The sequence below is a fragment of the Pasteurella pantherarum genome (assembly GCF_049670885.1).
Taxonomy (GTDB): domain Bacteria; phylum Pseudomonadota; class Gammaproteobacteria; order Enterobacterales; family Pasteurellaceae; genus Pasteurella.
Window position 1 is genome coordinate 1,030,583 of sequence record NZ_CP187173.1, and the last position, 26,116, is coordinate 1,056,698.

At 42.2% G+C, this 26,116-nt stretch carries 25 protein-coding genes; 14 read left to right on the forward strand and 11 right to left on the reverse strand.

The window, feature by feature from the left end:
• Position 1: 1 nt before the first annotated feature.
• The 3 genes from fdxH to fdhE all read left to right on the forward strand — a co-directional run bounded on the left by fdxH (position 2) and on the right by fdhE (position 2,615).
• Positions 2 to 913, forward strand: coding sequence for a formate dehydrogenase subunit beta (fdxH, locus tag ACPEEM_RS04895; RefSeq protein ID WP_424402945.1), 912 nt, complete (start codon positions 2 to 4; stop codon positions 911 to 913).
• On the forward strand, positions 910 to 1,605 hold the full coding sequence (locus ACPEEM_RS04900; RefSeq protein ID WP_424402943.1) for a formate dehydrogenase subunit gamma: 696 nt from the start codon (positions 910 to 912) through the stop codon (positions 1,603 to 1,605). Before fdxH ends, ACPEEM_RS04900 begins: the two co-directional genes overlap by 4 nt.
• A gap of 86 nt (positions 1,606 to 1,691) precedes the next feature.
• Positions 1,692 to 2,615 (forward strand): formate dehydrogenase accessory protein FdhE, encoded by a 924-nt coding sequence (gene fdhE / locus ACPEEM_RS04905; protein ID WP_424407980.1) that lies wholly within the window; start codon positions 1,692 to 1,694, stop codon positions 2,613 to 2,615.
• A gap of 78 nt (positions 2,616 to 2,693) precedes the next feature.
• On the opposite strand, the gene ACPEEM_RS04910 is transcribed toward fdhE, so the two are convergent.
• A complete protein-coding gene (locus ACPEEM_RS04910) occupies positions 2,694 to 3,053 on the reverse strand; it encodes an MliC family protein (protein WP_424402940.1) in 360 nt (119 codons plus the stop codon).
• A gap of 282 nt (positions 3,054 to 3,335) precedes the next feature.
• Between ACPEEM_RS04910 and accA the strand changes: the two genes are divergently transcribed.
• Genes accA through tilS form a run of 4 tightly spaced genes read left to right on the forward strand, consistent with a single transcriptional unit; the run spans position 3,336 to position 7,271 of the window.
• Positions 3,336 to 4,289, forward strand: coding sequence for an acetyl-CoA carboxylase carboxyl transferase subunit alpha (gene accA, locus ACPEEM_RS04915; protein ID WP_424402938.1), 954 nt, complete (start codon positions 3,336 to 3,338; stop codon positions 4,287 to 4,289).
• Positions 4,290 to 4,342: 53 nt separating this feature from the next.
• Positions 4,343 to 5,056: a DUF4850 domain-containing protein gene (locus ACPEEM_RS04920; RefSeq protein ID WP_424407982.1), complete on the forward strand. Its 714-nt coding sequence runs from the start codon at positions 4,343 to 4,345 to the stop codon at positions 5,054 to 5,056.
• A 1-nt stretch (position 5,057) separates the two neighbouring features.
• Positions 5,058 to 5,918 (forward strand): pyridoxal kinase PdxY, encoded by an 861-nt coding sequence (pdxY, locus tag ACPEEM_RS04925; protein WP_424405711.1) that lies wholly within the window; start codon positions 5,058 to 5,060, stop codon positions 5,916 to 5,918.
• 54 nt (positions 5,919 to 5,972) lie between these two features.
• Positions 5,973 to 7,271, forward strand: a complete 1,299-nt coding sequence (tilS, locus tag ACPEEM_RS04930; protein WP_424407984.1) for a tRNA lysidine(34) synthetase TilS — start codon at positions 5,973 to 5,975, stop codon at positions 7,269 to 7,271.
• A 115-nt stretch (positions 7,272 to 7,386) separates the two neighbouring features.
• Here the strand turns inward: tilS and ACPEEM_RS04935 are convergent, their stop codons facing one another.
• The 10 genes from ACPEEM_RS04935 to ACPEEM_RS04980 form a co-directional block, all read right to left on the reverse strand.
• Positions 7,387 to 8,142, reverse strand: a complete 756-nt coding sequence (locus ACPEEM_RS04935; RefSeq protein WP_424402930.1) for a hypothetical protein — start codon at positions 8,140 to 8,142, stop codon at positions 7,387 to 7,389.
• Between the two features lie 310 nt (positions 8,143 to 8,452).
• Positions 8,453 to 8,911, reverse strand: coding sequence for a phosphohistidine phosphatase SixA (gene sixA, locus ACPEEM_RS04940; protein ID WP_424402928.1), 459 nt, complete (start codon positions 8,909 to 8,911; stop codon positions 8,453 to 8,455).
• Positions 8,912 to 8,990: 79 nt separating this feature from the next.
• Positions 8,991 to 10,325, reverse strand: coding sequence for a phosphoglucosamine mutase (gene glmM / locus ACPEEM_RS04945; protein ID WP_424407986.1), 1,335 nt, complete (start codon positions 10,323 to 10,325; stop codon positions 8,991 to 8,993).
• A 21-nt stretch (positions 10,326 to 10,346) separates the two neighbouring features.
• Positions 10,347 to 11,174: a dihydropteroate synthase gene (folP, locus tag ACPEEM_RS04950; RefSeq protein WP_424402924.1), complete on the reverse strand. Its 828-nt coding sequence runs from the start codon at positions 11,172 to 11,174 to the stop codon at positions 10,347 to 10,349.
• A gap of 249 nt (positions 11,175 to 11,423) precedes the next feature.
• Positions 11,424 to 12,767 carry a replication-associated recombination protein A gene (locus ACPEEM_RS04955; protein WP_424407988.1) on the reverse strand — a complete coding sequence of 448 codons (1,344 nt, stop codon included), beginning with the start codon at positions 12,765 to 12,767 and terminating at the stop codon, positions 11,424 to 11,426.
• Between the two features lie 12 nt (positions 12,768 to 12,779).
• The gene (gene lolA / locus ACPEEM_RS04960; protein WP_424407990.1) at positions 12,780 to 13,406 is read right to left on the reverse strand and encodes an outer membrane lipoprotein chaperone LolA; all 627 of its coding nucleotides are present in this window, start codon (positions 13,404 to 13,406) and stop codon (positions 12,780 to 12,782) included.
• A 10-nt stretch (positions 13,407 to 13,416) separates the two neighbouring features.
• A complete protein-coding gene (locus tag ACPEEM_RS04965; protein ID WP_424407992.1) occupies positions 13,417 to 16,329 on the reverse strand; it encodes a DNA translocase FtsK in 2,913 nt (970 codons plus the stop codon).
• A 4-nt stretch (positions 16,330 to 16,333) separates the two neighbouring features.
• Positions 16,334 to 16,813 (reverse strand): leucine-responsive transcriptional regulator Lrp, encoded by a 480-nt coding sequence (lrp, locus tag ACPEEM_RS04970; RefSeq protein ID WP_424402916.1) that lies wholly within the window; start codon positions 16,811 to 16,813, stop codon positions 16,334 to 16,336.
• 98 nt (positions 16,814 to 16,911) lie between these two features.
• Positions 16,912 to 18,288, reverse strand: coding sequence for a DNA repair protein RadA (gene radA, locus ACPEEM_RS04975; RefSeq protein ID WP_424402914.1), 1,377 nt, complete (start codon positions 18,286 to 18,288; stop codon positions 16,912 to 16,914).
• Between the two features lie 4 nt (positions 18,289 to 18,292).
• Positions 18,293 to 19,354, reverse strand: a complete 1,062-nt coding sequence (locus ACPEEM_RS04980; protein ID WP_424407994.1) for an inorganic triphosphatase — start codon at positions 19,352 to 19,354, stop codon at positions 18,293 to 18,295.
• A 177-nt stretch (positions 19,355 to 19,531) separates the two neighbouring features.
• Here ACPEEM_RS04980 and ACPEEM_RS04985 point away from each other — a divergent pair, with 177 nt between their 5' ends.
• The 7 genes from ACPEEM_RS04985 (at position 19,532) to ACPEEM_RS05015 (ending at position 26,012) form a co-directional block, all read left to right on the forward strand.
• Positions 19,532 to 20,212 (forward strand): TIGR00153 family protein, encoded by a 681-nt coding sequence (locus tag ACPEEM_RS04985; RefSeq protein ID WP_424405701.1) that lies wholly within the window; start codon positions 19,532 to 19,534, stop codon positions 20,210 to 20,212.
• A gap of 28 nt (positions 20,213 to 20,240) precedes the next feature.
• Positions 20,241 to 21,503, forward strand: a complete 1,263-nt coding sequence (locus ACPEEM_RS04990) for an inorganic phosphate transporter (RefSeq protein ID WP_424402909.1) — start codon at positions 20,241 to 20,243, stop codon at positions 21,501 to 21,503.
• 63 nt (positions 21,504 to 21,566) lie between these two features.
• Positions 21,567 to 22,178 carry a TIGR04211 family SH3 domain-containing protein gene (locus tag ACPEEM_RS04995; protein ID WP_424402907.1) on the forward strand — a complete coding sequence of 204 codons (612 nt, stop codon included), beginning with the start codon at positions 21,567 to 21,569 and terminating at the stop codon, positions 22,176 to 22,178.
• Positions 22,179 to 22,202: 24 nt separating this feature from the next.
• Complete coding sequence (locus ACPEEM_RS05000) at positions 22,203 to 23,465, forward strand: multifunctional CCA addition/repair protein (protein ID WP_424405699.1); 1,263 nt, start codon at positions 22,203 to 22,205, stop codon at positions 23,463 to 23,465.
• 37 nt (positions 23,466 to 23,502) lie between these two features.
• Complete coding sequence (lolB, locus tag ACPEEM_RS05005) at positions 23,503 to 24,123, forward strand: lipoprotein insertase outer membrane protein LolB (RefSeq protein ID WP_424402903.1); 621 nt, start codon at positions 23,503 to 23,505, stop codon at positions 24,121 to 24,123.
• Positions 24,123 to 25,016, forward strand: coding sequence for a 4-(cytidine 5'-diphospho)-2-C-methyl-D-erythritol kinase (gene ispE / locus ACPEEM_RS05010; protein WP_424402901.1), 894 nt, complete (start codon positions 24,123 to 24,125; stop codon positions 25,014 to 25,016). Before lolB ends, ispE begins: the two co-directional genes overlap by 1 nt.
• Positions 25,017 to 25,064: 48 nt before the next feature.
• Positions 25,065 to 26,012 (forward strand): ribose-phosphate pyrophosphokinase, encoded by a 948-nt coding sequence (locus ACPEEM_RS05015; protein ID WP_424402899.1) that lies wholly within the window; start codon positions 25,065 to 25,067, stop codon positions 26,010 to 26,012.
• Positions 26,013 to 26,116 lie beyond the last annotated feature (104 nt).

Sequence of the window (26,116 nt, forward strand, 5' to 3'; positions counted from 1 at the left end):
AATGGGTGTCGTTCAATCTCAAAACATTATTAAAGCCTCTGCTACCTCAGGCTTAACACCGCCACCACACGCACGTGATCATCAAATTGAAGTGGCAAAATTGATTGACGTCACCACCTGTATCGGCTGTAAAGCCTGTCAGGTGGGCTGTTCAGAATGGAATGATATTCGTGCAGAACCTGAAAAATGCGTGGGGGTTTATGACAACCCAACCGATTTAAATGCGAAAGCATGGACAGTCATGCGATTCAATGAAGTGGAAGAAAACGAGCGTTTAGAATGGCTTATTCGCAAAGATGGCTGTATGCACTGTACCGAACCGGGCTGTTTAAAATCTTGCCCATCGCCTGGTGCGATCATTCAATATGCCAACGGTATCGTGGATTTCCAATCGGATAAATGTATCGGCTGTGGTTATTGTATTGCAGGTTGTCCGTTCAACATCCCGCGGATGAATCCTGAGGATAACCGTGTTTATAAATGCACCCTTTGTGTGGATCGTGTTAATGTGGGTCAAGAACCTGCTTGTGTAAAAACTTGCCCAACAGGTGCCATTCGTTTTGGTAGCAAAGAAGAAATGAAAGTCTATGCGGAACAACGTATTGTAGACCTAAAATCTCGTGGCTATAAAAATGCAGGACTTTATGATCCAGAAGGTGTGGGCGGAACACACGTGATGTATGTGCTACACCATGCCGATAAACCCGAACTTTATTCGGGCTTACCAAAAGATCCGTCTATTGATATGAGTATCACCCTCTGGAAAGATGTATTAAAACCTGTGGCAGCGGTTGCCATGAGTGGGATCATCTTAGGGGAAATTGCACATTATATTAGTATTGGTCCAAACACAGAAGAACTCGATGAACACGACGAGGATGATGAAGAACAGGTTGATGGAGGTGAAAAATGAGCAAGATAAAGATCAGCAATGATCAGAAAATCGTGCGTCACAAACTGCCCGCACGTTTAAGCCACTGGCTACTTGTGATCTGCTTTTTCATCACGGGGTTATCGGGTCTTGCCTTCTTCTTCCCTGATTTTTCTTGGTTAACCGAAATTCTCGGTACACCGCAGCTTGCACGTTTCGTGCATCCCTTTACAGGCATTATCATGTTTTTAGCCTTCTTAAATCTTTGTCGGATTTATTGGCGTCATAATTTTCCTGAAAGAAATGACTGGGTTTGGCTAAAAAATATCAAGGAAGTGTTGAAAGGTAATGAACATGCGGTTTCTGATAACGGAAAATATAATCTCGGTCAGAAAATGCTCTTTTGGACGTTAATTCTTGCCATGTTCACCCTCTTAATCACGGGAATCATTATGTGGCGACAATATTTCTCCCATAATTTCCCGATTCCTGTGATTCGTATTGCGATCTTGCTTCATTCTGGCAGTGCGTTCTTATTGTTCACTGGCATTATGGTGCATATTTATATGGCATTTTGGGTGAAAGGCTCCATTCGCGGTATGGTGGAAGGCTGGGTCACGGTACGTTGGGCGAAAAAACACCACCCTCGCTGGTATCGTGAAGAAGTGTTACCTGAATTAGTCAAAGAAGAAACACAAAAGCAAGAAGCCGACTCTCACAAGAAGATAAGTTAACACAAGACTCATCACGCAAAGTGCGGTCATTTTTCAAAACCTTTTCAAAATCGACCGCACTTTCTTCATGATCTCAAGAGAACCCTATGAGTATTCGAATTTTACCAGAATCTGAAATTAAACAGGCAGCAAGCTCATTCCATGCCCCTGCCTTATTATTTGCCAATCCCTTAAACCTGTATCGTCGTCGTCATGAACGTTTAACAAGCCTTGCCAAGGCACACCCACTTGAAGATTATCTAACCTTTGCCAGTCAAGTGGCACAAGCACAATTACAGGTGTTACAACAATCACCCATTTTGCAAGATGCTCGACTTGGTCAAGCTCAATTGCCTCAAACAGCATTTGCACCACAACCTTTGCATGCTCAACATTGGCAACGTGATCCTATTTGGATTGAATTGCTTTATGCCCTTTTAAATGAAGTAAAACCGCATGCGACAGCAAGCATTTTAGCCACCATTGACGATTTAGAAAAAACAGATCACGCCACGCTAGAAGACTGTGCCAATGCTTTACTTGCACAAGAATTTAGCCAAGTGAGCAGTGATAAAGCCTTATTTATTTGGTCGGCATTATCCTTATATTGGGTGCAATTAGTGCAACAAATTCCCCATACTAGCCATAAAGACAGTGGTGAAAATCTACACTTCTGCCCTGTTTGTGGCTCTGCCCCCGTCGCCAGTGTGGTTCATTTTGGTGCGGAACAAGGCTTACGTTATTTACATTGTGCATTATGCGAAAGTGAATGGAATATGGAGCGAGCCAAATGCACCAATTGCGATCAAACGGGTAAGCTTGATTATTGGTCATTAGATTCTGAAAAGGCGGCTGTCAAAGCAGAAAGTTGTGGCGATTGCCAAAGTTATTTGAAAGTCCTTTATCAAGATAAAGATCCCAAAGTGGAAGCCATTGCCGATGATTTATCCAGCATTTTATTAGACAGGGAAATGGAAGAACAAGGATTCCAACGCAGTGGACTAAATCCCTTCTTATTTATACAAGGCTAAGGTGCTTTCTTCCCATAAAAAAATGGTTGGAAAATAATTCCCAACCATTTTTATCAAGCGGATTGCTGAACGTACATGTTATTCTGTAACACAGCCATCAATCACCACATTGCCCCCATCACCCAATAACTGAGCCTGACGACCTTTGGTTTGAAGCTGATAAGTATAATCTTTATTGATGGCTTTATATAAGCTGCCTGAAGCGGATCTCACCATTTCCAATGGAATCATTTCGCCCACTTGGTTAATAATGGCAAAAGAATCTTTCGCTGTGTTGACATAAATCACTTCCAAGGTTTTTTTCCCTTCACAACCATAAACCACTTTAGTCAAATCGCCTTTCGAGCTGGCATCCATGAGCGTGGCTTGTGCAGAAAAGGTTGAAAATGAAAGTGCTGCAGCCAAAGTTGCGAGCAAAGTTGCTTTATTTAATTTCATAAATACTCCTATCAGGTTTGTTACACATAAAGCATACCCCCTTTGACACACACTTAAAATAGAAAGTTCGCCAAATGGTTTCAAATCCTCAAAAATAACCGTTTCGTGGGAAAATCTGCCTTATTTTTCACGCTCTCTTTCTCAAATTCAATGGTAGAACAAGTAAAACTTCCTATGCTTTTTGCCTCAAAAAAGCATACAATACAACCTGTATTTGCACCTTCACGAAAATCTTGATAAAGTGCGGTGCGATTCGTGCGAATTTAATATATAGGAATAAAAATGAGTCAAGAATATTTAGATTTTGAATTACCCATTGCAGAACTTGAAGCAAAAATCGAATCCCTTCGTGCTGTGGCAAGTCATGATGATAAAATCAATTTAGATGATGAAATTGCCCGTTTACAAAAGAAAAGTACAGAGTTAACACAGAAAACCTTTGCCAATCTTGATGCATGGCAAGTGTCTAAAATGGCTCGTCATCCAAATCGCCCTTATACACTCGATTATATTGAACGCATTTTTACCGAATTTGAAGAATTGGCAGGCGATCGTGCTTTTGCTGATGATAAAGCCATCATCGGCGGTTTAGCTCGCTTAGATGGTAAACCCGTAATGGTCATTGGTCATCAGAAAGGTCGCACAGTAAAAGAAAAAGTAAAACGTAATTTTGGTATGCCTGCACCAGAAGGTTACCGTAAAGCTTTACGCTTAATGCAAATGGCAGAACGTTTTAAGTTGCCGATTATTACCTTTATTGATACACCGGGAGCCTATCCTGGCGTGGGTGCGGAAGAACGAGGTCAATCTGAAGCCATTGCTCGTAACTTGCGTGAAATGTCAACACTCAAAGTGCCTGTCATTTGTACCGTGGTTGGCGAAGGCGGTTCAGGTGGTGCATTAGCCATTGGTGTTGGCGACAAAATCAATATGTTGCAATACAGTACCTATTCCGTAATTTCACCAGAAGGTTGTGCCTCTATTTTATGGAAAAGTGCGGAAAAAGCCTCTACGGCAGCGGAAGTCATGGGCTTAACGGCGAGTCGTTTAAAAGAGTTAAAATTGATTGATAATATTGTGGAAGAACCACTGGGTGGTGCTCACCGTGATTTTGACACCATGGCACGCAATTTAAAACAACGCCTGCTCGCCGATCTCAAAGATTTGGAAATGCTTGATCAAGATAATTTATTACATCGCCGTTATCAGCGTTTAATGCATTACGGCTATTGCTAAATCTTTAATCCAAAAGTGCGGTAAAAATAGCCGCACTTTTTCGGGAGGGCAAGATGCGTATCACATTATCCTTATTCACCATTCTTTTCTGTTTGGGTTATTCTTCACTGAGTGTGGCAGAGCAATATTCATTTTCTTTTGCACCTCGCCTCCCCAATGCTTCTCGCATGATGAAAGCCCACTTTGTCAAAAAAATCACCCTAAACCAACAGGAAATCTCGCTTTATCAAACTGAATATGAAGATAACGTTGACGGTGGGTGGTTGAAAAGTCCGATTAACCCCCTTTCTACCAAACTGAATGCCGCCACTCTCGCCCAGTTTGATGTATATGCAATGCCTTATGGACAGATGTTACTCGTGCCCCAAAACTGGCAATTAGTGGATGGTGGCGTGGGAGCAAATGGCTCCACGTCTTATGTGTTTGCCCCTAAAAAAGGAAAAGGGTATTTCAAATATTATCATGCGGCAAGCTGTATGGGCTGTGCCATGATGAGTGCATCCGCCCTCTTTCCCGAAGCCAGAAAAGATGCCCAAGACAATGATTTCTTGTTTTATGAAGGCACCAATATCCCCACTCACCAAGTCCATTTAACCCCCCATTTAATCGCTTATCAAGCGAATCAAGGAAAAGACAGGCTTGATGGTGTGGCGTATTACCATATCAACAGCGATGAGCCTTTTTGGAACGCAGAAATCAGTTTACCAGAAGCACAACGTAAACTTGCCACCCCGCTCCTCAACCAATTTATTCGAAAAGGAAACTAGAATGAAACATGTTCTTTCAATACAGTCCCATGTAGTCTATGGCTATGCAGGAAATAAATCAGCCACCTTCCCTATGCAATTATTAGGGGTGGATGTTTGGGCGTTGAATACCGTTCAATTCTCCAATCACACCCAATATGGCAAATGGACAGGCATGGTTATGCCCAAAGAACAAATTGGCGAAATTGTGCGGGGGATTGATGCCATTGATGCCCTCCACCTGTGTGATGCCATTGTATCGGGCTATATTGGTTCTGCAGAACAAGTTGAAGAAATCATTCAAGCCGTGCGTTTTATCAAAAGTAAAAATCCTCACGCCCTTTATTTATGCGACCCTGTGATGGGACATCCAGATAAAGGCTGTATTGTGGCAGAAGGGGTGAAAGAAGGGTTAATCAATTTAGCCATGGCAGAAGCCGATTTAATCACGCCTAACTTAGTGGAACTGCGTGAACTGAGTGGCTTACCCGTCGAAAACTTTACACAAGCCTTAGAGGCGGTTAAGGTGATTCTGTCTAAAGGACCTAAAAAAGTCTTAGTCAAACACCTAAGCAAAGTAGGGAAAGAGGCAAACCAATTTGAAATGCTCCTCGCCACACAAGAAGGCATTTGGCACATTAGTCGCCCCTTGCATCAATTCCGTAAAGAACCCGTTGGCGTGGGTGATTTAACCGCTGGGTTATTTATCGCCAATTTACTGAATGGTAAATCAGATCTTGACGCCTTTGAGCATACAGCCAATGCGGTCAATGATGTGATGACCGTTACCCAACAGCAAGACAATTATGAGCTTCAAATTATCGCCGCACGTGATTATATTCTGCAGCCAATCAGCCAATATAACGCCGTGAAAATTGCTTAAGTTCTGACAAAAAGGGCGTTAAAATTAACGTCCTTTTATTTTTTGATGAACGCTATGCTACTATCACAATTCCAGACTCAACTTGCCCAACTTCCTGCCACACAGCAGCATTTTTTAATCGCCTTTAGTGGAGGATTAGATTCCACCGCACTCTTACACTTGTTTGCAAAACTTCGTGAAAAACAACCGCACTTACAGCTTCGTGCGATTCATATTCATCATGGACTCAGCCAATATGCAGATGATTGGGTCACACATTGTCAGCAGATTTGCCAACAAGTTAACATCCCTTTCATTGTTGAAAAGGTAAAAGTCGATCGCCATAAAGGCATTGAAGCAGGGGCTCGAGAAGCCCGTTATCAAGCCATTCGCAACCATATTCTCCCCCATGAAATGCTTGCCACTGCACACCATCAACAAGATCAAACAGAAACGTTCTTTCTGGCATTAAAACGAGGAAGTGGTGTAGCAGGACTCAGTGCCATGCAAACACAAAGTCAGATTGATGGTTTGTCTCTCTTTCGCCCTTTATTATCTTTCACTCGCACTGCATTACGGGAGTATGTGCAACAAGCCAAACTGCACTGGATTGAAGATGAAAGCAATGAAGACAGCCGTTATGATCGTAATTTTCTGCGGAATGACGTGCTTCCCCTCTTACGCCAACGTTGGACACACTTTGACAATGCTGTTCAACGCAGTGCACAGCATTGTTTCGAACAACAACAATTACTCAACGAACTCTTAGATGCCGAGTTTTCACAAAATTTTGACAAAACGCACCGCACTTTTGATGTTCAGCACTTTGCCCAAGCCTCGCCTTTGAAACAAAATGCACTTTTACGTTTGTGGCTTACCCAATGTGGCGTGTCCATGCCCTCTAAAGTCCAACTTAACCAACTGATCCAAGATGTCGTGTTTGCTAAACCTGATGGTATTCCACAATTTCAACTGGGAGAACATTATGTACGTCGTTATCAACACAAACTCTATCTCACGCCCCATTTTGCCGATCTCTCATCCTTGCGTTTTCCTCTCAAAATAGGCGAAACCCTTCACTTACCAGATGGATTAGGCACACTTTCGTTGCAACAAAACACACAACAGCTTCAAGTAAGCTGGCAACACGCACAACAACTGTTAACCCATACACTCCCGCTCACCGCCGAGCCCATTGAAGTCCGCTTTGGTTATCAGGGGAAAGTACGCCTCACGCCCACCAGTGCCAATAAAGACATCAAAAAAATTTGGCAACACTATGCCGTACCCGTTTGGCTACGCCAACGTATTCCCCTCATATTCTATGCAGATCAATTAAAATGTGCCGTCGGCTATTTTACCCTGTCGTCATAAACTAACGCTGTGAAAAATGCCCAACAATCAAGCCACACCGCCGTTGTTTAATCAGTTAGACATAAAAAAATAGCGAGCCTTTCGCTCGCTATTTCGTATTGATGAGAAGTGAAGATTATTGTGCTTTTGGAGCAACAATTTCTTTCACGGCTTCTTTGGTTTCTTCGGCTTTAGTCGCAACAGCTTCTTTTGCTTCAGCAACAGCTGCTTTTGCTTCTGAAACATTTGCATCCACGGCTTTTTTCACGTCTTCCACTTTTTCAGCAGCAGCTTGTTTTGTATCAGCCGCGGCGGCTTTCGCCCCCTCAACTTTCGCTTCTGCTGCCGCTTTCGCTTCAGCTGTTTTCTCTGCGGCAGCGTCTTTCATGTCAGCTACATGAGATTTTGCTTCAGCCACTTTGTCTTCAGCCGCTTTTTTCACTTCTGCTGCTTTATCAGCAACCGCGTCTTTCGCTTCTGCCGCTGCAGCTTTTGCTTCTTCTAACTTCGCATTGGCTGCTGCTTTGGCTTCTTCAGCTTTCTCTACCGTTGCATTTTTAGCATCAACAGCTGCCGCTTTCACTTCTTCCGCTTTTGCCGCAACAGCTTCTTTTGCTTGAGCTGCCACAGCTTTTGTTTCTTCCACTTTCGCTGCTACAGCTTCTTTGGTTTCAGCAACGCCTTGTTTAACAGATTCTTTTACGTCTTTTGCGGTCTCAACTGCTGAGTTTTTTACCTCGGCAGCTGCATTAGCTACCGCATCTTTTGCTTCCACGACACTTGATTTGGCTTTTTCGACTTCTTGGCCCGCTTTGCTTTCCTGATCGAAACAACCTGTCATGGTTAAACTTGCACCTAATACTAATGCTGCTAATACTGATTTTTTCATCATTTCTCCTAATGGTTTACGAGGTTTCAAAATAACACTCACAAATAACACTCACAAAGATACGCTTTGTCGTCTGCTAGTGTGTATTAAATCTGATAAAAAAGAAATGACTATTTACATTTTTTTACGAAAAATCATTTTCTTTTCACCTGTTTGACTGAAAGTATGCGTTCAATAACCCATTGATTTAAAATATAAAATAAATAAAAAGGTTAAACATTATGTGAAGTAATGTAAATCATTGAACTTTTCCAATCGGTTATCATAATAACAATTTATGGTTAAATTTCATACCCTCGCATTGATATTCATCTTAGCCGAGATAACTAACTTGTTGAAGATGACCTGTTTGACCGTCCCATACCACATGTGCCACCGTAGAAGGATAAAAACGTGCAGTATTTTTTCCACATAAACTCGCCACAATTTCACCCACTAATGGCAAATGAGAAATAATCAATACCGATTGCACGCCTTGCTCGACCAAAACATCAAGATATTCCACCACCATTGGAGCATTACCATAAGGCGTAATGCCTTTCCACGTTTCTTGTTTTGGACGTAAACTATCCTCAAAAACATGATTAATTTGTGCAAAGGTTTCTTGTGCACGCACATAAGGACTGACCAATACCTTTTCAAAAAGTGCGGTATTTTTTAGCCAAATTCCTTGCTCATAAGCTTGTTGAATCCCTCTTTCATTTAATTTACGCGCCTGATCTGACCCCAAATTCATCTCAGCCTCGCCATGACGCATGATAAAAATATCCATTAATGTAGACTCCTACAACTTGTCTATATTGCCTCTAAAACAAACTGAGCAATTTATGCTCAGTTTATCTTTCTCTCACTTAATTCGCACTCACTGCATCAGCAATGGCTTGTGCACATTGTTGTGCTAACTCCGCCTCTTCGCATTCTACCATCACACGAATTAAAGGTTCTGTACCCGATTTACGCAATAAAATACGCCCTTTTCCTGCCAAACGGGTTTCCATTTCTGCGGCAACGGCTTTGACCGCCTCGCTTTCCAATGGATTTGCCCCACCTGCAAAACGCACATTAATTAACACTTGTGGGAATAATTTCACGGCTCCCGCAAGCTCATGTAAAGATAAATGATGTTGCACCATTGCGGTTAAGACGGCTAAAGAAGCCACAATGCCATCACCTGTGGTATTTTTATCTGCAATAATGATATGCCCTGAGTTTTCTCCCCCAAAGAGCCAGCCTTTTTCCTGCATTTTTTCTAACACATAACGATCTCCGACGTTAGCACGCTCAAATGGAATACCCAATTGTTTCAAGGCAAGCTCTAAGCTCATATTGCTCATTAATGTGCCTACGACACCCCCTTTTAAATTGCCAGAACGTAAGGCTTCACGTGCAATAATAAAGAGAATCTGATCGCCATCCACTTTATTACCTAAATGATCGACCATAATCAAACGGTCGCCATCACCATCATAGGCTAACCCCACATCCGCATTCACTTCTAACACTTTATCTTGTAAGGCTTTAATATCCGTCGCACCACATTTTTCATTAATGTTCATTCCATTAGGTTCTGTGCCTAGTTCGATCACTTCTGCACCCAATTCACGCATTACATTCGGGGCAATATGGTAAGTGGCACCATTGGCACAATCCACCACAATTTTATACCCTTCTAAACTCATGTGTGGCGGGAAGGTACTTTTACAAAATTCAATATAACGACCCGCTGCGTCTTTAATACGACTTGCACGCCCTAATTCAGCGGATTCCACACAATCCATCGGTTCTTCTAACATTGCCTCAATGGCTTCTTCCACATCATCAGGCAATTTTGTCCCCTGTGCAGAGAAAAATTTAATCCCATTATCATAATAAGGATTATGAGAAGCCGAAATCACAATCCCTGCTTCCGCACGGAATGTTCGTGTTAAATACGCAATCGCAGGGGTAGGCATCGGGCCTGTAAACGCAGCAGATAGCCCCGCAGCCGCTAATCCAGCTTCAAGGGCAGACTCCAACATATAACCCGAAATACGAGTATCCTTCCCAATCAGCACAGTACGGGAACCTTGTGTCGCAAGCACCTTGCCTGCCGCCCAACCTAATTTTAATGCGAAATCTGGCGTAATCGGCATAACACCCACTTTACCACGCACCCCATCCGTACCGAAATATTTACGATTTGCCATATTCATTTGTCCTTTTTATATTTAAGCATTTTGCATTGCTTGCCAAACTTTTAGTGCATCTGCGGTTTCTTCCACATCATGCACCCGCAAAATACAGGCACCTTTCATTGCTGCGATCAATGCACCTGTCACACTGCCAATAACACGTTGTTCAACGTGCTTGTTTAATACCATACCAATCATTGATTTACGCGAAAGCCCCGCTAATACGGGATAGCCTTGCTCACAAAAGTGCGGTATGTTTTTTAAAAGTTTATAGTTATGTTCCACGGTTTTACCAAAACCAAATCCCATATCCCAAATGAGATTACTCGGCTTCATGCCCGCTTCTAGACATTCTTGCGTACGTTGCTGTAAAAATGCCAACACCTCTGCCACCACATCATCATAATGGGGATTCAATTGCATCGTGCTGGGCTCACCTTGCATATGCATAATACAAGTGGGTAAATCTAATGCAATCGCCGTTTCTAAGGCTTGAGGCTGACGTAACGCACGAATATCGTTAATAAAATCCATCCCCACTTTAGCCGCTTCTTGCATCACACCCGCTTTTGAGGTATCCACGGAAATCCAACAATCAAAACGCTGATTAACCGCTTCAACCACAGGAATGACACGTTCTAGCTCTTGCTCAAGTGTCACTTCTGCCGCCATGGGACGTGTGGATTCTCCCCCAATATCAATCATGGTCGCCCCTGCATTTAACATTGTTTCCACATGGAATAATGCTTTATCTAAGTCAAAGAATTGACCACTATCTGAAAAAGAATCTGGTGTGAAGTTGAGAATCCCCATAATCTGGGGGGTCGATAAATCTAACACTTTGTTATTGGCGTATAGTTTCATAAGGTATTGTCATTAAGAAAAGTAAAATGGATTATAGCGAAATATTAGAAGAGAAAAAATAAAAAAGAGGAAACAATCATTTCATCTCATCCCCAAGCCAGTATTTTCTAGCCATCATTCAAGTAAAAATCTAACAACCTGAGATAAAAGTGCGGTCATTTTTAAAAACATTTTAAGAAAAAATAAGCAGTTCCTTACTTAAAACCTTTGGTCAACGCCAAACAGGGGAGCATCTTCGCAAGGAAAAAGTTATTTTTTGTAACGTGGTGTGGTGCTTTGTTGATCCAGTGCTTTCAACCATGCCAATTTTTCTTTGATTTTAATTTCCATTCCTCGATCAGAGGGGAAATAATATTGGGTGTCTTGTAAAGGCTCTGGAAAATAATTTTCGCCTGCAGCGTAAGCATGGACTTCGTCATGAGCATAACGGTATTCCTGACCATAGCCTAACGTTTTCGTCAGTTGAGTTGGGGCGTTACGAAGATGTTCAGGTACATCGTAATCGGGGGTGTCTTGAGCGTGTTTTTTGGCTTGTTTAAAGGCTGTGTATACGGCATTACTTTTCGGGGCAACCGCAAGGTAAACAATGGCTTGAGCAATGGCTCTTTCGCCTTCTGCCGCCCCCACACGGGTAAAACAATCCCAAGCAGCAATCGCGACTTGCATAGCTCGCGGATCTGCATTGCCCACATCTTCAGAAGCAATGGCTAAGAGTCGTCTTGCAACATAAAGGGGATCACCGCCTGCGGTAATGATTCTGGCATACCAATATAAGGCCGCATCTGGGGCGGAGCCTCGTATAGATTTGTGTAAGGCAGAAATGAGGTCATAAAAACGATCGCCTTGTTTATCAAAACGGGCTTGGCGTTCACCAAGTACTTCGGTTAATAACCTGCGATTTAATATTTTGCCCTGTTCACTTTCTTCTGCCATATCATTCATCAGTTCCAAGCAATTTAAGGCAAGACGGGCATCACCATTGACATAATCGGCTAACATCTCGAGTAAATCAGGCTCTAACACAAACTGCGTATTGCCCAACCCTCGTGCTTTATCCGCTAATGCTTGTTGTAACACTTGGGTGATTTCAGCTTTGCTCAACGATTTTAATAAATACACTCTGGCACGGGAAAGTAAGGCACTGTTTAATTCAAAAGACGGATTTTCTGTTGTGGCACCAATAAAAATAATGGTGCCTTCTTCAATGTGCGGTAAAAATGCATCTTGTTGGCTTTTATTAAAGCGATGCACTTCGTCTACAAATAAGATGGTTCGGCGATCAGACAGGCGGTTTTGCTTGGCACGTTCAATGGCTTCACGAATTTCTTTTACACCACCAGTAACGGCTGAAATGCGTTCAACCTCTGCCTGAATGCGTTGGGCGATCAGTTCGGCTAAGGTGGTTTTCCCTGTGCCTGGCGGTCCCCATAAAATCATGGAGTGAATATGTCCCGCTTCAATGGCTTTGCGTAAGGGTTTTCCTTCCCCCATTAAATGGGACTGACCACAATATTGTGCCAATGTTGTCGGTCGCATTCGGGCAGCTAAAGGACGAAAATCTTGTTCGGCAAAGTCAAAATTTAAGTTGGACATATTCCTCACTCACTATTTTTTGCGTTGATCGTCTAATTCAACCCCTTTCGGTAAGTTAAATTTAAATAAACTGGTAGCGATGGGTTGATTAGTGATATTGCGTAAGACATATAAATTCGATTGTCCGTCTTTTTCAATGGTGCTGAAATGACGCAATACCCCTTCACTATCAATGCGAATATCAAATTGTTTGAGGTTGCTGTTTTTAGCTTTTGGTTTTAACACAAAGGTATCCGCTTTTTGTTCCACGGAATATTGTGCCCAATGGCTTTTATCATTTGAGGTAAGCAAAACAAAGGGGGTGTTATTCACCGCATCTTTTACCCAGCTTGCAGTAACTTGTGCCACAAAAGGATCGTAAAACCAAAGGGTTGTACCATCGGAAATAATTTGGCTCTCTTGTGGGGTTTGGTTATCCATGCGGAATAAATTAGGTCGCTTAATCTTTAAAGTACCTTTGCCCTCTTGAACAGTTTTGCCGTCAATGCTACTGACGGTTTGGCTGTAAGTGGCACTCAGTTCATCGACTTTGCTTAAACGCTGTTGTAATTCAGACACGGCATCTGCCCATGCAACGGTGCTGAATGTGGCAACAAAAAGTGCGGTAAGTGCGGTGCTTTTTAAAAAAGTTTTTTTCATGTTGTTTATCCTAAAAATCTGAAGAATGTCGAACTAATACTTCTCGCTTACCATTTTGCATAGCGGAAACAATACCTTGTTCTTCAAGTTGTTCCATAATTCGTGCGGCTCGGTTAAAGCCTACTTTAAATTTACGCTGAATTAAAGAAATGGAGGTTGACCCTGTGCTAATGACAAATTCAGACACGTGATCAAACAAATCATCTAATTCACCTGCATCCGATGGGCGACCATTTTCGTTATTGTCGTCCTCTCCGTGTCCCTCTTGAATCCCTTCAATATAATGAGGTTTACCTCGGGCTTTCCAATCATCCACCACTCTGGCGACTTCATCATCACTCATGAAGGCACCATGTACACGAACTAAATCTGATGATCCTGCCCCTGAATAAAGCATATCACCTCTTCCTAGTAAGGCTTCTGCCCCCACTTGATCCAAAATCGTACGGGAGTCAATTTTGCTGGCGACCGTAAAGGCAATACGGCTTGGAATATTGGCTTTGATTAAGCCAGTGATCACATCAACGGAAGGTCGCTGTGTCGCCAAAATGAGGTGAATCCCCGTGGCTCGTGCTTTTTGTGCTAAACGTGCAATCAATTCTTCCACTTGTTTGCCTGCCACCATCATCAGATCGGCAAACTCATCGACGATCACGACGATATAGCTTAACTTCTCTAAGGCTGGGGGTAGGCTGTCCATGGTATCTCCCGGACGCCACAAAGGATTGGGAATTGGCATATTGAGTGCTTCATATTCGACGATTTTTTCATTATAACCTTCGATATTACGCACCCTTAGGGCAGATAACAATTGATAGCGACGCTCCATTTCATCCACGCACCAACGTAATGCATTTGCCGCTTTTTTCATATCGGTCACGACTTCGGTCAATAAATGAGGAATACCATCATAAATAGACAGCTCCACCACTTTCGGATCGATCATGATAAATTTTACTTCTTCAGGTTTGACTCTAAAGAGCAAGCTTAAAATCATGGTATTGACCCCAACAGATTTCCCTGAACCTGTTGAACCTGCCACTAATAAATGTGGCATTTTGGCTAAATCCACCACCACAGGTTGTCCGCTGATGTCTTTACCTAATGCAATAGAAAGCAAAGAGGTGGATTGACGAAAGGCATCGCTATCTAACACTTCACGTAAGGTGACCATTTGACGATGATCATTTGGGGTTTCAATCCCAATATAAGGTTTGCCAGGGATCACTTCTGCCACACGAATGGAACGAAACATTAAAGCACGAGCCAAGTCCGTATCGATCCCCGTCACTCTTGAGGCTTTGACACCAGGTTGTAACTCAAGTTCATAACGTGTTACCACCGGCCCCACTAACACATCTTTCACTGTGGCTTTTACGTTAAAATTGCGTAATTGATGTTCAATCCGTCGTGATGTTTCTCGCAATTCTTCCTCTGTAATGTGATGTGCTTGGCTTGGGCGATGTTCTAATAAAGACAAACTCGGCATCGGTGTCGTAGGTTTGCTTTTCACCGTCACTTTTTGTTGCAAGGCAGGGTGAATCAAACTTTCGGCATAGGATTTGTAATTTGGCGTAGTCACGCTCGCATTTTCTACATCAGGTTCTGCTGGATCTGCAAAAATATGTTGTAATGCTTCTTCTGCATTGATTGCTTTCGCACGTGCAGTCATCTCTGCCAGACGTTGCTGTTCTTGTGCCATAAATTGTTGAGCTAAATCACTTTCACCTTCCTGTGAAGAGGCGTTCTCCGTCTCTTGTAAGTGAGATAACGGCGAAAGGGAAATGCTTGGCATGGCAGGCGGTTCATGGTCTAAAGGTGGATGGTTTTCCCCTGTTGCACTTGGCATAATGTGTTGTCCATCTGCATTCTCCAACTGGGTGGGTTGCCAAGCAACATGGGCTTGCTCAGTCTGAAGCGAGACTGTCGTGGCAAGGTTTGCCTGTTGTTCCATGGCAATGGGATTTTCTGGTGGCGATTGCATACTGACTTTCGGCAACGTGATTTCCTCACCCGCCACATAACCACCAAGGTTGACGGCATTGACATCATCATAGTCTACGGCAAGTGGAGTATGGCTGATTGAACGTCTGTTCTCTTCCCCATTTTCAACAGAAACCTCCGTACTAATATGAATATTCGGTGTGGATAAAGCACTCTCTGGGAAATGTTCGGTTTTTGTGTCCTCTGCCTGCCCTTGGTTTTCTTGTGCGGGTGCGATCACTTGGGTATTCAACGGAGGCGTTGGGGTTTGATTCAACGATTCAGGTGTTACCAGATCATCTAAGCTCGCTTCCGTTTCATAAGGCTCAGGCGTGATGTCATTTGTGTTAGCCGTTTGAGAGGCACTCGGATTTTGCATGGTCAACCAATAATAGGCGTTCACCAACCATTGAATTAAAGAGGATCCTGAACACATGAGAAATCCCACTAAAGCAAAAATAAACCCCGAAAGCATCAACCCCACAAAGTCTAACCAAGGGAAAAAGGCGGTCACTAAACTGCCCCCTAATACCCCACCAGATAAATAATAGGCATTATGGGCAAACAACAAGGTAAAAAGGACACAAGCACCGCATAAAAATAAGAGAAATCCCCCAATGCGTAACGCCAATTTTCGCCGACTCCATGTCCAATCAGCAGAACGACGTAGCATCACCAAGGGTAAAATCAATGTCATAAAAGGAAAAATGTGCCCAACATAACCAAATAACACAAAGATCAAATCAATTAACCACGCCCCCAATGCCCCTGCTTTATTTATCGGGGTAGTGAGATAGGTTGAAGATGCCCATGTGTTATCTAAAGGCGAATAACTTGACCACGCCACAAGCAGGTACAAGCCAAAAAGTGCGGTCAATATGGCGAAAAATTTGAAAATATACTGCTTAGGGGTAAATTTTTCAGAAATACGTTTAATCATTAGCTTACTTCAATTGTAAAAAATTAGTTTGTTTGACTTCTTCCATCACCACATAAGTGCGAGTGTCATTAACACCAGGGAGACGTAATAAGGTGGTGCCGAGTAACTTACGATAAGCCGCCATATCTGCCACCCGTGTTTTGAGTAAATAGTCAAAATCGCCAGACACTAAATGGCATTCTTGAATTTCATCTAACTGTTGCACCGCATGGTTAAATTCCTCAAACACATCAGGCTTCCCTCTGATTAAAGTAATTTCCACAATCACTAATAACGGGGAATCTAACAATTCGGGATTGAGTAACGCACGGTATCCCATAATCACCCCTTGTTTTTCGAGGCGTTTTACACGTTCTAAACAAGGTGTGGGAGATAGCCCAACTTTTTTTGACAAATCAATATTAGAAATTTTGCCATTACGCTGTAATTCATTCAAAATTTTGATATCAATGCTATCAAGTGCTTTCATTAATTTCTTTTCCATAGTGCCTCAGCTTGCTGTATGTTGCAAAGAGTTGTGAGATTAACTAATTCTACACGATTTTTCAAAATTTAATTGGTCTTCTGCGAGGAATGTCGCCATTAAAATTGATCTAATATTGCAAGGGCATCAGCAAGCTTTTTCACGGTGAAAACATCCATATTTTTTACCGCACTTTTAGGACGATTCGCAAAAGGCACAATCGCACGTTTAAACCCATGTTTTGCCGCCTCGCTAATGCGTTCCTGACCACTGGGAACAGGACGAATTTCCCCCGCTAGCCCCACTTCACCAAAGACCACGAGATCTTGTGGTAATGGACGGTTACGAAAACTGGAGATTAATGCCAATAACAAGGCTAAATCAGCACTGGTTTCGGTGACTTTCACCCCACCGACCACATTCACAAACACATCTTGATCGGACATTTGTAACCCACCATGACGATGCAACACCGCCAATAATAATGCCAAGCGATTTTGCTCAAGCCCCACGGCAACACGGCGAGGGTTGGCTAACATGGAATGATCAACCAAGGCTTGAATTTCCACCAATAACGGACGTGTGCCTTCCCAAATGACCATGACGGAACTGCCCGAAGTTTGTTCCTCACCTCGACTTAAAAATATCGCAGAAGGGTTTTTCACTTCTCGCAAACCTTGCTCTGTCATCGCAAATACACCTAATTCATTCACCGCCCCAAAACGGTTTTTATGACTGCGTAACGTCCGATAACGTGAATCAGATTCCCCTTCAAGCAAAATGGAACAGTCAATACAATGTTCTAGCACTTTGGGGCCTGCAAGGGTGCCATCTTTGGTCACATGACCAACCATAATAATGGCGACTTGTCGTGTTTTGGCGTAACGTGTTAAAAAAGACGCACATTCACGCACTTGTGCCACACTCCCTGGCGAAGATTGAATATCCGCAAGGTGCATGACTTGAATGGAATCGATCACAATAATTTGTGGCTTTAATTGATCTGCGAGATTGCAAATTTGCTCTACGGAGGTTTCTGATAGCATATTAAGCTTATCCGCAGGCAAACCTAAACGTTTAGCTCGCATGGCAACTTGTTGTAAAGACTCTTCCCCAGTCACATAAAGTGCGGTCATGTTTTGTGCTAAACCACACATTACCTGTAATAATAAGGTACTTTTCCCTGCCCCAGGATGTCCGCCAATTAAAATGGCACTGCCTGGAACCACGCCTCCGCCAAGCACCCGATCCAATTCCTGAAAACCGCTCGAAAAACGAGGGGTTTCCTGCAAACTGATTTCCGATAATGTCTGAATTTTGGCACGGGTCTCACCTGCATAACCACTAAAACGATCCCCTTTGGCAGGGGTGTTGGCAGAGACTAAACGCACTTCACTGATGGTATTCCACGCTTTACAAGCGGCACATTGCCCTTGCCAACGAGAAAACTCCGCCCCACAATCCTGACATACATAAGCGGTTTTTGCTTTTGCCATAGTATTATTGACTCATCGTTAAAGAAATAAAATGCAACATCCGTTTGACATATTGCCCCGTTTGTAACAATTGAAACAACTTATTTAATGCAAGTGCATTATCTTGTGTTTCACTATGTAGGCGAATGATCTCTTTAATTGCATTGAAAAGACCATGCTGTTGTTCGATCAACTCCATGAAATCCTGCTCATCCACAAGATCTTGTTGCTGTGTTTGGAACACCTCTTGTAACAATTTGGCATGCTCAGTGTAATAATGATACAGGTTAAAAAAGGCACTAATACGTTGTACCGTCGCTAAAAAATCCGATTCAAAATAGCCTTGCCCTAAGGCAAATGTCTCTTCAATTAACCCTTGCTCTAAGGCAAAAAGTGCGGTTAATTTTGATAAAGAATGGTTATCCGTTTGTTCTAATTGCAGAAAATCTCGCCACTTATCTAACCAATTCAGCGAACGTTGTGCCTGTGGCTTGGCTAATTGGTAACCTCGTTTGGCTTTTGAGGCTGAACTTAAACGTACGCCCTGCTCTAGTGTCAAGTTAGACACAAAACGCAATAAATCAGTGGTATTTCCCGCTTTTAATTCAAATTCCACTTCACAAATCGGTGCTGTTTTTTCCCCTGCATAAATGTGTCCGAAATCAAATGCCACTTCAATCAAGGCACCATTTCCACATTCCACCAACCATTGTTTACGCTCAAAATCCGTACTAAAAATAGGCTGTAATTCAAGGGCTTCTATGTTACCCAATGCCAAGCCCGTTTTTTCCACCAATAAAGCCAAATCAGGTTTTGCATCGGCTAATTCCACATTGTATTCAGGTCGAATATGTAACCCGCCTTGCACCTGTCCATCCGTTTTTAAGGTTAACGTAAAACGATCATTTTCTTGGCGGACTCGCAACCCCATTTTTTGACGTGCAAAAAATTGATCCTGACTATCATAGTAACAATTTGCTAAAAATTGACTTTGCTGATGATGCACAACAAAAGTGCTCATGACTTGGTTTAAAAAATCAACAAATTCAGGATTGACTGACAATTTCAACTCAATCTCATTACTCATTACAAAAAATCCTTTCATATCAATATATTAAAACAACTTTACTCAAAATTTTATGAGTAAGAATAAATGCATTATCTAATAAATACTGAAGTTTTTCGATTAAAATCGTGAATTTTTCACTGACATCATGTAATATTCGCCTGAAAAATTACATTAATCTCTATTGGGAGTCACTTTATGGCAATTAATAATATCCTTGGATTATTTGCACATTCGCCGTTAAAACCGTTACAGAAACATTCTCAGAAAGTGACAGAATGCTGTAACTTGCTTATTCCATTTTTTGAATATACCTTCAAGGGGGAGTGGGAAAAAGCCGAAGAATTAAGAGCGAAAATTTCTGAATGCGAGCGTCAAGCAGACTCATTGAAACGGGAAATCCGCTTAAAATTACCTCGTGGTTTATTTATGCCAATTGATCGTACCGATTTATTGGAATTAGTTACCCAACAAGACAAACTGGCTAACTTTGCAAAAGACATTGCAGGTCGTATGATAGGCCGCCAATTTGCCATTCCTGAAGATATGCAAACTGATTTTGAACAATATTTAAAACGTAATTTAGATGCCACTATTCAGGCACATAAAGTGATTGATGAAATGGATCAATTGCTTGAAACAGGCTTTAAAGGACGTGAATTAGATCTTGTCAATCGCATGATCAATGAATTAGATACCATTGAAGATGACACCGATCAAATGCAAATTAAGTTAAGAAAAATGTTACTTAACATTGAATCACGTTTCAATCCCGTTGATGTGATGTTTTTATATAAAACCTTGGAATGGGTTGGTGTATTAGCAGACCAAGCACAACGTGTTGGATCTCGTATTGAACTGATGTTAGCACGATCATAATTTTTAGGTCTGTTATAGGAAGAACAAAATGGAACTACTTAATCAATATGGTAACGTTCTTGTTATCATTACTGCACTTTTTGGTTTTTTTATGGCATTTGGGATCGGTGCAAATGATGTATCCAATGCTATGGGGACTTCAGTAGGATCAGGTACGATCACCGCTCGACAAGCCATTATTATTGCCATGATCTTCGAATCTGCGGGGGCTTATTTAGCTGGTGGCGAAGTGACTGAAACCATTAAAAGTGGCATTATTGACCCAATGCAATTTGCCGCCTCACCCGATGTATTAGTATTGGGTATGATGGCTTCACTCTTTGCCTCTGGTGTTTGGTTATTGATCGCTTCTCGTATGGGTTGGCCAGTATCCACCACCCATTCTATTATTGGTGCCGTTGTCGGTTTTGCTTGTGTGACGGTGGGTAAACAAGCCGTTGAATGGGGCATGATCAAAAACATCGTGGGTAGTTGGTTCATTACCCCAATTATTGCTGGGATCATTGCTTATGCGATTTTTGCTAGCACTCAAAAACTGATTTTCGATACCGATGAGCCTTTAAAAAATGCACAAAAATACGGCCCTTACTATATGGGCATCACCGCATTTATTCTCTGTATTGTTACTTTTACAAAAGGGCTAAAACACGTCGGGCTACATTTATCTGGCTTCGAAGTTTTCCTCATTTCACTGTTGATCAGTATCATCTCTATCGTAGGCTGTTATATTTATTTCCGCAGTGCCATGTTCATACAAAAAGTGCGTAGCGGAACTTTTGGTGCGGTAGAAAAAGTGTTCAGTATTTTAATGTTATTAACCGCTTGTGCGATGGCATTTGCACATGGTTCTAATGATGTTGCCAATGCTATCGGTCCTTTATCTGCCGTTGTTTCTATTGTAGAACATGGTGGACAAATCTTACCGAAAACACAATTAGCATGGTGGATCTTACCATTGGGTGCCTTAGGAATTATGACCGGCTTAATCGTGATGGGTTATAAAGTGATGGCGACCATTGGTACAGGTATCACCGACCTCACCCCAAGCCGTGGCTTTGCAGCACAATTTGCAACAGCATTAACGGTGGTGGTTGCTTCAGGTACAGGGTTACCGATTTCCACAACCCAAACCTTAGTCGGTGCGGTGTTAGGGGTTGGCTTTGCGAGAGGAATTGCGGCACTCAATCTGAATGTTATCCGTAATATTATCGCCTCTTGGATCGTCACCCTGCCTGCAGGTGCGTTCTTTGCAATTGTGATTTACTACGTACTAAGTGCAATATTCCACTAATCTTTTCTCTAAAAGTGCGGTAAAATCCACCGCACTTTTATTCTATTGACGAGGTGTTGTCTTATGCAGAAACTAACTCAAATTTTACTTTCTTGCCTTTTCCTCAGTGTGTCCATTTCCGTAGCACAAGCTGAAACCAAATATGTGACCGAAAATCTCAGTACCTTCTTACGTAAAGGTGCAGGTGATCAATACAAAATCGCAGGGGCAATTAAAGCGGGTGAGCAAGTGACAGTTTTAGATCAAAAAGAACGCTACACCCTGATTCGTGATAGTAAAAATCGAGATGCTTGGATTTTAACCAGTGAACTGACCTCCACCCCGAGCAGTAAAGAAGAAAACCCTAGACTAAAAAACCAAATTCAAGAACTGACCATGAAGCTTAACCGCTTAGACACCGATTGGCAGCAACGTACTAGCGAAATGCAACGTCGTGCTAATCAAGCGGAGCAACAAAGCAGCCAATTACTTGAACAAAATTCTCAATTAAAGCGTGAACTTGAAATCACCAAAAATAAAAATCGTGATCTTGAAGCCATGCTTGATGCAGGGAAACGTGAAATTGCCATTCAATGGTTTATTTATGGTGGCTCGGTTCTCGGCGTTGGCTTATTACTTGGTCTTCTTATTCCTTTAATTATTCCAAAACGCCGTCGCAATAATGGCTGGGCATAACAGCTTATGAAATCCACGAAGGGGATGACCATTTACTTAGTTGGAGGAGCGGTGAGAGATCAGCTCCTTCATTTGCCTGTAAAGGATCGTGATTGGGTTGTGGTAGGCAGTACACCGCAAGATTTATTAGCATTAGGTTATCAACAAGTGGGTAAAGATTTCCCTGTGTTTTTAAATCCCGAAACGAAAGAAGAATATGCATTAGCTCGAACTGAGCAAAAGTCAGGTTCAGGTTATACGGGATTTATCTGCGATTTCTCACCTGATATTACGCTACAAGAAGATTTACTGCGACGAGATTTAACCATCAACGCCATTGCACAAGATCTTGACGGAAAGTTGTATGATTTTTATGGTGGTATTGATGACTTGAATCAACGTATTTTACGCCATGTTTCCCCTGCCTTTACGGAAGATCCCCTACGTGTATTACGAGTCGCACGTTTTGCCGCCCGTTATCATGCCTTAGGTTTTACCATTGCACCAGAAACTCTTCAATTAATGCAACAACTGAGCGAGCAAGGTGAACTTGCCCACTTAACGGCAGAACGTGTTTGGTTGGAAACAGAAAAAGCCCTGCTAGAAAAACATCCCGAAGTGTATTTTGAAACACTACGCCAAGTCGGAGCACTGAAAGTCCTCTTTCCTGAATTAGAGGCATTATATGGCGTGCCCAATCCAGAAAAATATCACCCCGAAATTGACAGTTTCGTACACACCATGTTAGTGCTACAACAAGCGGTGCAACTGACCGAAAATACCCCTTATCATAAAAGTGCGGTACGTTTTGCTGCCCTTTGTCATGACTTAGGCAAAGCACTGACGCCAAAAGCGATTTGGCCGCATCATTATGGACATGAAAAAGCTGGCGTTGCCCCCGCCCGTCGATTATGTCAACGTTTTAAACTCCCAACAGCCATTCAAGACTTTGCTGAGCTTTGTTGTGAATATCATTCACATATTCACAAAGCCTTTGAGTTACGTCCTGACACCATCATAAAATTATTTAATCGTCTTGATGTCTGGCGTAAGCCCCAACGTTTTATGGAATTACTATTGGTCTGTGTTGCGGATACACGAGGACGAACAGGATTTGAGCAAGTTAATTACCCTCAAAAAGACTATTTATGGCAATTATATGAAGCCGTTTTATGTGTGGATGTGCAACAAGTGATCGCCGATGGCTTTGAAAAACAAGGGATTCGTGAAGAATTAAACCGACGTCGTACCCAATATCTCGCACAAAAAAAGGCAGAAATTTTACCGCACTTTACTAATCCCAATTAAGCTCGTAAAATAGGGACAATTTCTTACATAGAATGATATGATGAAACTCAAGCACGCTCTCTTTTCCATTTGTTTGACTAGCCTCCTCAGTGCATGTACTTTGGATATGGCTCGTCCTACTCATGTTAAATATATCAGCCAAGAAGATCCCACTTGGCAACAACATCTCACTCAAATCCAGCAAATCAAACAGTACAGTAACCAAGGTCAATTAGGCTATATCAGCGAAAAAGAACGCTTTTCGACTCGGTTTGAATGGCAATATCAAAATCCTGCTAACTATAAACTACACCTCTCTTCTAGTATTAGTGCCACCACCCTAACACTTGAAATGCGTAACCAGCATTTACGTATTTTTGATAATAAAGGCAATGAACGCCAAGCAAAAGAAGCGAGCCATCTACTGCATGCGATGATCGGCGTAGAATTCCCACTGGAAAAATTTGCCCTTTGGCTAAAAGGTCAACCTGAAACACAAAGCCATTATAAAGTGGGTGAAAATCATTTATTAGCCAGTTTTGATTACTCATTACCGCCCAATCTTTGGACGGTAGATTATTTAAGCTACCACCAACAAGCCCTCCCCTTACCAAAAGACATTTTGATAAAAACAGAGGGACAAACCTTAAAAATTCGTGTTGATCACTGGAAATATTAATGAAACATTATCAATTTTCCACCGCACTTTCACAACCGCAAGGAAAGCCTCTGCGTTTCCCTTCTCCAGCGAAGCTTAATCTTTTTTTATATATCAATGGGAAACGTGATGATGGTTATCACGAATTACAAACCTTATTCCAATTTTTAGATATCGGCGACTGGCTTGAGATCGAAATTCGCACCGATGGCAACATTCACTTAACGCCTGATATTCCGCATTTAAAAACCGAAGATAATTTAATTTACCGTGCCGCCTGTTTATTACAACAACACACGGGCTGCCAATTAGGTGCCAATATCCACTTAGATAAATTCTTGCCCATGGGAGGCGGTGTGGGTGGCGGGTCATCAAATGCGGCAACCACCTTGGTGGCACTGAATTATTTATGGAAAACTGGACTTAGCACCGAACAACTGGCAAAACTAGGCTTAAGCCTAGGGGCTGATGTACCCATTTTTGTGCATGGCAAAGCCGCTTTTGCCGAAGGTGTGGGTGAAAAAATACATTATTGCCAACCTGAAGAAAAATGGTATGTGGTTTTAAAACCCGAGGTTTCTATTTCTACGGCAAAGGTATTTTCTGATCCAAATTTAACCAGAAATACCCCAAAAAGAACATTAGACGAATTGTTACAGCAAAAATACAAAAACGATTGCGAAAAAGTTGTGAGAAATCACTATCCAGAGGTTGAAGAAACACTTCAGTGGTTGCTACAATATGCGCCGGCAAAATTAACGGGCACAGGCGCCTGTGTCTTTGCTGAATTCAATAATAAGCAAGCTGCACAATTCGTATTCCAAACAAAGCCTGAAAAATACTTTGGCTTTGTAGCACAAGGATTAAATCTTTCCCCATTACATAATATGTTAAGGCAATTATGTAATGATTAAATCGATAATTTTATTTCTGACAATCTAAACCCTGAGGTTCAACTAACAATGCCTGACATAAAACTGTTCGCTGGTAACGCGACACCAGAACTAGCCAAACGAATTTCTGAACGTTTATACCTTTCATTAGGTGATGCCACTGTGGGTCGTTTCAGCGATGGCGAAATCCAAGTTCAGATCAATGAAAACGTACGTGGTAGCGATGTATTTATTATCCAATCCACTTGTGCGCCGACCAATGATAACCTTATGGAATTGATTGTCATGGTTGATGCTTTACGCCGTGCATCTGCAGGTCGTATTACTGCGGTCATTCCTTACTTCGGTTATGCTCGACAAGATCGTCGTGTGCGTTCTGCCCGTGTGCCTATCACCGCTAAAGTGGTGGCGGACTTCCTGTCTAGCGTGGGTGTTGACCGTGTCTTAACCTGTGATTTACACGCAGAGCAGATCCAAGGTTTCTTTGATGTTCCAGTAGACAATGTCTTTGGTTCACCAGTGCTTGTTCATGATATGCTCAAGAAAACCGATATGATTAATCCAATCGTCGTATCCCCTGATATTGGTGGGGTGGTACGTGCCCGTGCGATTGCAAAATTGTTAAATGATACGGATATGGCAATCATTGATAAACGTCGTCCACGTGCAAATGTAGCACAAGTAATGCATATCATTGGTGATGTATCAGGTCGTGATTGTATCTTGATTGACGATATGATCGATACCGGTGGCACCTTATGTAAAGCCTCAGAAGCACTGAAAGAACGTGGTGCGAAACGTGTATTTGCTTATGCAACACATGCTGTATTCTCTGGCTCAGCAGCAAAAAACTTAGCAAGCGATGCCTTAGATGAAATTGTGGTCACAGACACTATTCCACTTTCTCCAGAAATTAAAGCCTTGAATAAAGTCCGTGTATTGACCCTTTCTGGTATGCTAGCCGAAGCCATTCGCCGCATTAGTAACGAAGAATCAATCTCTGCCATGTTCAGCTAAATTTTGTTTTCCAAAAAGTGCGGTTAAAAAATCACACTTTTTGACCGCACTTACTAGTCTCAATAGGCAAGTGTAAAAAAGGGAGAAATCATATTTCTCCCTTT

Coding starts and splice junctions, on each gene's coding strand:
- lrp (WP_424402916.1), bottom strand. CDS start 16,813: ATGGAAAAGAAATTAATGAAAGCACTTGATAGCATTGATATCAAAATT.
- ACPEEM_RS04980 (WP_424407994.1), bottom strand. CDS start 19,354: ATGAGTAATGAGATTGAGTTGAAATTGTCAGTCAATCCTGAATTTGTT.
- lolB (WP_424402903.1), top strand. CDS start 23,503: ATGATGAAACTCAAGCACGCTCTCTTTTCCATTTGTTTGACTAGCCTC.
- fdhE (WP_424407980.1), top strand. CDS start 1,692: ATGAGTATTCGAATTTTACCAGAATCTGAAATTAAACAGGCAGCAAGC.
- ACPEEM_RS04990 (WP_424402909.1), top strand. CDS start 20,241: ATGGAACTACTTAATCAATATGGTAACGTTCTTGTTATCATTACTGCA.
- tilS (WP_424407984.1), top strand. CDS start 5,973: ATGCTACTATCACAATTCCAGACTCAACTTGCCCAACTTCCTGCCACA.
- ACPEEM_RS04935 (WP_424402930.1), bottom strand. CDS start 8,142: ATGATGAAAAAATCAGTATTAGCAGCATTAGTATTAGGTGCAAGTTTA.
- glmM (WP_424407986.1), bottom strand. CDS start 10,325: ATGGCAAATCGTAAATATTTCGGTACGGATGGGGTGCGTGGTAAAGTG.
- ACPEEM_RS05000 (WP_424405699.1), top strand. CDS start 22,203: ATGACCATTTACTTAGTTGGAGGAGCGGTGAGAGATCAGCTCCTTCAT.
- ACPEEM_RS04900 (WP_424402943.1), top strand. CDS start 910: ATGAGCAAGATAAAGATCAGCAATGATCAGAAAATCGTGCGTCACAAA.
- folP (WP_424402924.1), bottom strand. CDS start 11,174: ATGAAACTATACGCCAATAACAAAGTGTTAGATTTATCGACCCCCCAG.
- ACPEEM_RS04985 (WP_424405701.1), top strand. CDS start 19,532: ATGGCAATTAATAATATCCTTGGATTATTTGCACATTCGCCGTTAAAA.
- ACPEEM_RS04995 (WP_424402907.1), top strand. CDS start 21,567: ATGCAGAAACTAACTCAAATTTTACTTTCTTGCCTTTTCCTCAGTGTG.
- ACPEEM_RS05015 (WP_424402899.1), top strand. CDS start 25,065: ATGCCTGACATAAAACTGTTCGCTGGTAACGCGACACCAGAACTAGCC.
- accA (WP_424402938.1), top strand. CDS start 3,336: ATGAGTCAAGAATATTTAGATTTTGAATTACCCATTGCAGAACTTGAA.
- pdxY (WP_424405711.1), top strand. CDS start 5,058: ATGAAACATGTTCTTTCAATACAGTCCCATGTAGTCTATGGCTATGCA.
- ACPEEM_RS04920 (WP_424407982.1), top strand. CDS start 4,343: ATGCGTATCACATTATCCTTATTCACCATTCTTTTCTGTTTGGGTTAT.
- ispE (WP_424402901.1), top strand. CDS start 24,123: ATGAAACATTATCAATTTTCCACCGCACTTTCACAACCGCAAGGAAAG.
- ACPEEM_RS04965 (WP_424407992.1), bottom strand. CDS start 16,329: ATGATTAAACGTATTTCTGAAAAATTTACCCCTAAGCAGTATATTTTC.
- ACPEEM_RS04955 (WP_424407988.1), bottom strand. CDS start 12,767: ATGTCCAACTTAAATTTTGACTTTGCCGAACAAGATTTTCGTCCTTTA.
- radA (WP_424402914.1), bottom strand. CDS start 18,288: ATGGCAAAAGCAAAAACCGCTTATGTATGTCAGGATTGTGGGGCGGAG.
- ACPEEM_RS04910 (WP_424402940.1), bottom strand. CDS start 3,053: ATGAAATTAAATAAAGCAACTTTGCTCGCAACTTTGGCTGCAGCACTT.
- sixA (WP_424402928.1), bottom strand. CDS start 8,911: ATGGATATTTTTATCATGCGTCATGGCGAGGCTGAGATGAATTTGGGG.
- fdxH (WP_424402945.1), top strand. CDS start 2: ATGGGTGTCGTTCAATCTCAAAACATTATTAAAGCCTCTGCTACCTCA.
- lolA (WP_424407990.1), bottom strand. CDS start 13,406: ATGAAAAAAACTTTTTTAAAAAGCACCGCACTTACCGCACTTTTTGTT.